The organism is Variovorax sp. 01T439_2 (assembly GCF_056398445.1).
Genome location: NZ_JBFTPJ010000832.1, coordinates 1 through 2,674 on the forward strand (window position 1 = coordinate 1; position 2,674 = coordinate 2,674).

At 71.3% G+C, this 2,674-nt stretch carries 3 protein-coding genes; all 3 read right to left on the reverse strand.

Annotated elements, in window-relative coordinates; all coding sequences use genetic code 11:
- The coding region (locus tag AC1DOC_RS28465) for an ABC transporter permease (RefSeq protein ID WP_478131000.1) at positions 1-741 on the reverse strand (741 nt) is incomplete at its 3' end.
- On the reverse strand, positions 738-1,889 hold the full coding sequence (locus AC1DOC_RS28470; RefSeq protein WP_478084139.1) for an ABC transporter permease: 1,152 nt from the start codon (positions 1,887-1,889) through the stop codon (positions 738-740). The genes AC1DOC_RS28465 and AC1DOC_RS28470, both read right to left, overlap by 4 nt.
- Positions 1,882-2,674: ATP-binding cassette domain-containing protein (locus AC1DOC_RS28475; RefSeq protein ID WP_478131001.1), on the reverse strand; the 793-nt coding region annotated here is incomplete at its 5' end. The genes AC1DOC_RS28470 and AC1DOC_RS28475, both read right to left, overlap by 8 nt.

A 2,674-nucleotide genomic window follows, 5' to 3' on the forward strand; every position in this document is an offset into this window, starting at 1 on the left:
CAGCGCGCCCACGAGCGCCTTCCACGGCGACCAGCGCGCGAAGATCACCAGCCCCACCGCGATCCAGCCGCGCCCGCCGGTCATGCCCGCGATCCACAGCTTGGTGCTGACCACCGAGATGTACGCGCCCGCCAGGCCCACCAGCGCCGAGCCCGCGAGCACCGCGGCCAGCCGCCACACGGTGACGCGGATGCCGGCCGCATCGGCCGCCTGCGGGTTCTCGCCCACCGCGCGCAGCCGCAGCCCGGCCGAGGTGCGCGAGAGAAACCACGCCACGGCAAGGAAGATCGGCAGCGTGAGCCAGACCATCGCGTTCTGCTCGAACAGCCGGCCGGCGCCGGGCAGGAGCGACAGCGGCCACAGCGCCATCGCGCCGATGCCTTCGGTGGCATGGTTGGTCCATTCGGCGAGCGAGCCGACCAGCGCCGTGAGGCCCTGGCAGAAGAACACCAGCGCGAGCCCCGCGATCACCTGGTTCACGCGCAGCCAGATCACCATCACCGCGAACAGCAGCGACACCGCGCTGGCCGCGAGCATCGCCAGCACCAGCGACACGGCCGGCTGTCCCATGGCGATCTGCGCGCCAATGCCCGCGAGCGCGCCCACGAGCATCAGCCCTTCGGCACCGAGCGACAGCACGCCCGCGCGCTCGCTGATGATCAGGCCCAGCGCCGCGAGCGCATAGGGCACCGCGAAGTCGGGCGTGCTCGCGAGCCAGTTGAGAACGATGCTTCCGCTCATTGCACCGCCTCCGCACCCACGCGGCGCAACCGATGGCGAATGAAGAAATCGCTCGACGCCACGCACACCACGATGATGGCCTGGATCAGCTGCACCATCGAGAACGGCACCTGGTAGAACACCTGCAGGCTGCGGCCGGTGACGAACAGGGCCGCCACCAGCAGCGCCACCACCGTGGCCGCGAGCGGGTTGTTGCGCGCAAGAAAGGCAATCAGGATGCCCGAGAAGCCGTACCCCTGGTAGAAGGCCTGCGTGAGCCGCCCTTCCTGCCCGGAGGCCACCGCCAGGCCCGCGAGCCCGGCCATCGCGCCCGACAGCAGCACGGCGCCGTAGATGGTGCGGCGCACCGGCACCCCATTGGCATGCGCCACGCGCGGATTGGCATCGACGAAGCGCAGGTACAGCCCGGCGCGGCTCACGCCCACCAGCCACCACGCAAGGAGCGCCACCACGGCCGCGAGCACGATGGCGCTGCTCACGCCGGCGCCCATTTCGGGCAGCCGCTCGAAGGCGCGGAACTGCGGCGAATAGGGGAAGTTGTCCTTCGGGTCCTTCCAACTGCCATAGACCAGGTGCAGCAGGAAGTTGGCCGCCATGTAGTTGAGCATCAGCGTGGAAATGATCTCGTTCACGCCGAGCCTGATCTTCAGCCACGCCGGCCCCAGCACCCAGAGCAGCCCGCAGCCGATGGCAGCCGCGAACATCAGCGGCAGGCGCAGCGGCTCGGGCCCGAGCTGCCACATCGAGACGGCCGTCGCGCCGATGGCGCCCCAGATCATCTGGCCCTCGAGTCCCAGGTTCCAGAAGCGCGCGCGAAACGCCAGCGCGCCAGCCAGGCCCACGAGGATCATGGGGGCGGCCTGGAACAGCACGGCGCGAAAGTTCTGGCCGTCGAAGAAGGTCTGCATCACGAACTCGTTGGCGAGTTCGTTGGCGGGAACGCCGGCCGCCACCAGGATGGCGGCGGAAATCGCAAGGCCCGCGAAAAGCGCCGCCGCAAGGATCAGCGCCTGCCGCCGCCATCCCATGTGCTGGCGGATCTCCAGCGCATAGCGCCGGCGCGCCAGCGGCTGGTGCCGTGCGCGTTGCGCGGCCTCCGGATCGGTCTGCGCCGGCTGCGCGATGGCCGCGAGCGTGGCGTCAACCATGGTCCACCATCGCCTGTCCGATGGCCTGCCGGTCGGCCGGCTGCGCGAATTCGCCGGCAATGCGCCCGCGCGCCATCACGCCCACGCGGTCGGCCAGCTGCAGCACCTCGTCGAGGTCCTCGCTGATCAGCAGTACCGCGGCGCCGCCGTCGCGCGCGGCGCGCAGGCGCGCATGCACCTCGGCGCTCGCGCGCACGTCGAGCCCGCGGCTCGGGCTGTGCGCGAGCACCAGCGAGGGCGCCTTGCCGAACTCGCGCGCGAGCACCAGCTTCTGCGCGTTGCCGCCCGACAGCAGCGCGGCCTTCTGCGCCACCGAGCGCACGCCCTGCACGTCGAAAGYGCGCACCGCTTGCTGCGTGTCGTCCTGCATGCGGCCGCGCCGCAGATGCCAGGCCGCGCCGTAGCGGCCGGTGTGCACGCGGCCGATGGCGTAGTTCTCGGCGACCGAAAGGCCACCGGCCAGCGCGAGCCCATAGCGGTCGGCCGGGATCGCGGCAATGCCCACGTTGCGGCGCTCTGGTGCACTCATGGCCTTGAGGTCGCCGTGGCCGTTCAGATGGATCTCGCCTTCGAGCGCACCGCCGGCGTCGGGCAGGCCCATGATGGCGCCGGCCAGCTCGCCCTGTCCGTTGCCGCCGACACCGGCCAGGCCGTAGATCTCGCCCGCATGCAGTTCGAGCTCGACGCCGTCGAGCACGCGGCGGCCCTCGGGCGATGCCGCCGAGCGCAGGCCGCGCACCGTGAGCCGCACCGGGCCACGCGGCGACTTTGCGGCCTGATAGCTT